This window comes from Microcoleus sp. AS-A8 (genome assembly GCA_039962225.1).
GTDB lineage: Bacteria > Cyanobacteriota > Cyanobacteriia > Cyanobacteriales > Coleofasciculaceae > Allocoleopsis.
Genome location: JAMPKV010000054.1, coordinates 1 through 3,487 on the forward strand (window position 1 = coordinate 1; position 3,487 = coordinate 3,487).

At 47.9% G+C, this 3,487-nt stretch carries 3 protein-coding genes; all 3 read left to right on the top strand.

What is annotated here, in order from left to right:
* Positions 1-256 precede the first annotated feature (256 nt).
* Positions 257-1,912 (top strand): DUF4157 domain-containing protein, encoded by a 1,656-nt coding sequence (locus NDI48_32080; GenBank protein ID MEP0835810.1) that lies wholly within the window; start codon positions 257-259, stop codon positions 1,910-1,912.
* 84 nt (positions 1,913-1,996) lie between these two features.
* Positions 1,997-2,416: a hypothetical protein gene (locus NDI48_32085; GenBank protein ID MEP0835811.1), complete on the top strand. Its 420-nt coding sequence runs from the start codon at positions 1,997-1,999 to the stop codon at positions 2,414-2,416.
* 19 nt (positions 2,417-2,435) lie between these two features.
* A partial coding sequence (locus NDI48_32090; GenBank protein ID MEP0835812.1) for a CHAT domain-containing protein occupies positions 2,436-3,487 on the top strand: 1,052 nt, incomplete at its 3' end.

The following is a 3,487-nucleotide window of genomic DNA, read 5'->3' on the forward strand; positions in this document are numbered from 1 at the left end:
AAAGCTTATGCACTAACGTTTTTGTTGTTTCCATTCAATGATGTCATTGGGTTAAGTGTTAAAATTCGTTGGATTTTATGACAATACAATTAAGTCAAAATTGACTCAGCCATATCAATAGTTAATTCATTGCAATCTCCTCTTTTGAGGAGAGCGCATTTTGTTACTTGCCCGATAAAGCGGGTGTCACAACGGCACCCTAAAATCTGGGGCATCAACTGTACCACTCGACGAACACCAGAAGCAGGGGGTTAATATGGGATTCCAAAAAACGCATTCATTCCAAAATAAGAGTTCCCACACGCCACAGCCGATGACTCAGTTTGGGGTTCGCCCGTTTGAGGCTCCGGTACAGTTGAGGCCATTGGGACAATCCACGCCAGAAGAGATGGAGAATGAGGCGTTTGAGCGGGATGAGTTTGAGGCTCACTTGCTGGAGACTAAGGAGAAGTATGGCACCATCACGCCAGAGGAGCAAGAGCTGCTGGGGGGGGCTGAAAGCGGGGATGGCGGATTTTTGGGGGCACAGAAGGGAACAGACAAGCGGTTTGGTCATAACTTTGCCAATATTCCGGTTAATCCGCCTGGGGAACAGGATGCCCCACAACTGCAACCCATGTGGAGGGATGGGACACCTGGGGTGCCAATGGGGGGAAAGCGTTCGCTTTTTAACTTTGAGCAACAGTCGTCAGCATCGCCGCTCCAAGCGAAGTTGACCATTGGGCAGCCAGGAGACGAGTACGAACAGGAAGCAGATCGGGTTGCCTCCCAGGTGGTAGAACAGATTCATGCCCCCACAACCGCCCAGTCAAATCAAGGACAGTCGGTACAACGTCAGGAAGAAAATCAAGAGGAAGTACAGGCGAAACCAGAGATTACCGCTCTCCAACGGCAGGAAGAAAAGCCAGAGGAACTTCAGACTAAGCCAATCCTTCAAAGTCGAGAAGTGAGCGCGGGAGGAGAAGCATCAACGGATTTAGAATCTGCCATTAATAATGCAAAAGGAAGTGGAAAGCCAATAGAAGCAAGTCTGCAAAAGTCAATGGGGCAGGCGATGGGGGCGGATTTTAGTCAGGTGAGGGTACATACAGATGCTCAGTCTGACCAGTTGAATCAATCGATTCAGGCGAAGGCGTTTACGACGGGGCAGGATGTGTTCTTCCGGCAGGGGGCGTATGAACCGGGGAGTCGAGGGGGACAGGAGTTGATTGCCCATGAGTTGACTCATGTGGTGCAGCAGAGTCGGGGTACAATCAGCAGCGAAGAGAAAGGCGATAAAAAAATTATAAACAGGGTCGAAAATATCGGTCATGAACGGATTAGTCTCAAAAACGGAAAAGGCAGTAATATCCCTGAAAAAGCCAAAGGTGAGGACTACGCAAATAACGTCCAAAAGCTTCTCGAAGATCTGAATGGATTGCTAGTAGGATTCTCAAACGAGGCGATCCGCCAAGCTCTGAGAACAATCAACGAGAACCGACCCAAATGCACCGTCAGCACTAGCCAGGTCGAAGGAGAAGATACTAACACAGCCGCCTACGGAAGTCTCAAGGACAACATCGTGGCGGCGGTATCTCAAAGGCAGTATCTATTAGAAGAAACCGACTCTAGGCACTTTAGAAAAGAAGTTCGAGTTCTTGTCGATACAGTGATTCCTTTAATTAGATCGCTCCCTCAAGCCGCTGTCGATCCCCGCGTTGCGGAAGTTATTGCATCGGATGGAAAAAACGATCAAAAAACGGCAAAGTTGGATATAGATGCTGCTCTCCGAAAACTATCTGAGGAAGTAGAGAAACGTTTAAAAGAGTATTTGCAAGGTTTGTGGGAAACGAAATTTTCGCCCAAGAAGGACAATGAGCCTAAAGACCCCCCCTCCGGAGGCGGAACAGGGGGAATGATACCAGTTAACTAAGCCAACTGAGTTGATTGTGAATTAAAGGCGTTGGCTGGTTCGGTTCATTATCTCTATCAACTGCAATCCTGGTTAAAAAAACTAATGTCTGACAACGATAACAGCTCGATTGGATTGGCTGAGTTTATTCAACAGGTCAAACAAGACCTGCTTTCTGTGGCACCGGGTAAGGATAAGGATGCTCCCTTCCTGTTTGTTGAGTCTGTGGAACTGGAGCTACAAGTTACTGTAAAGCGGACTGCCAAGGCAGGTGCAAAAGGGGGTATTAAAATCAATGTACTAGGAACTGGCGGTGAGGTAGGAGTTGAAGCGGGTGGCGAATTGGGGCGAGATGATGTTCATAAAGTGACGGTGAAACTGTCGCCACTCTTCGATAAAGAGTATCTGACGGAGGGTTACAAATCTCTGCGTTCAGAACAGGTGCTACCAGCACTGAATAAGAGTATAGAGGCGCTCTTTAAAGGTGATGAACAGAGCAATCTGAATGAAGACCTGGGTGAATAATAATCAGAGCAATGGGTAAATGAATCTGCTGGAACTGCGCTTCTATCCAATTGAAGGGAAACAAGATGGCTTCAAAGTGAGTGTGGAAGGTTCATTAGGAGAAGTTCCTCACGAACCCGTTCTACCTTTTCTAGATAGTAAGACTCCCGATGCCCCAGACAGGCGTTTCACTGTAGTTAAGCTATTAGAGTCAACAAAGTTCAATGAGCAGAGCTTTTCGCAAGAGGAGCAAGCTTGGATGGTGCGTGAGCAACTTCTGCTAGCACAGCAGAGTGCTTTTCATCCTCAATGGTTGGCGACCATCGGGCGTAGGCTTTATCACATATTAGGTCAACGCATTCAGCAGGTAATTGAGACAGCGGTAGCAGATGCTAAACGCGCTCGCACTTGGTTGCATATTCGATTAAGGTTTCCAGCAGATGACCCGAAATCTGTCCGTTTAACCGATTATCCTTGGGAGTTGCTTCATAACGAGTACGGGTTTCTAGCCCATCAAGGCGTGGCTTTCTCGCGCTATATTGCCTATCGCAGTCCCCGTCCCAATGTACCTTCCGTTGAGCGCCTTAACGTCTTGTTGATTTCGTCTGGGGCAGGGGATGAAAGGATGGGACTTAAATCTTTACCTTCTGTTGAGCGAGACACCATCGCATCCGAACTGCAAGACGCCCAAAAACAAGGAATAATCCAACTCGAAATTTTAGAACCTCCAACTTGGAAGGTCTTCCGCAGACGATTGCTACAGCGCCAAACACCAGCAGTTCCTCACGTTCTGCATTTTGATGGTCATGGCTTTTTTGGCAAGCGCTGTAATGAAGCGGGATGCAGGAAAGCTTATAAACAAGGTACAACTCAGTGTGAATGCGGTGTACCACTCGCAGAACCTCAAGGTTATCTAGTGTTCGAGCAGTCAGATGGGACGGCTGACTATATCAGCGCTCAAGAACTAGGAGAACTGTTGGGGAATTTAGAGCGTCGAGAACAATCCAATTCAGAGCCGGGTATTGCATTGGTAGTTTTGAGCGGATGCAGAACGGGTATGTCTCGCTTGAGTGAATCTGTCTTCAACGGGGT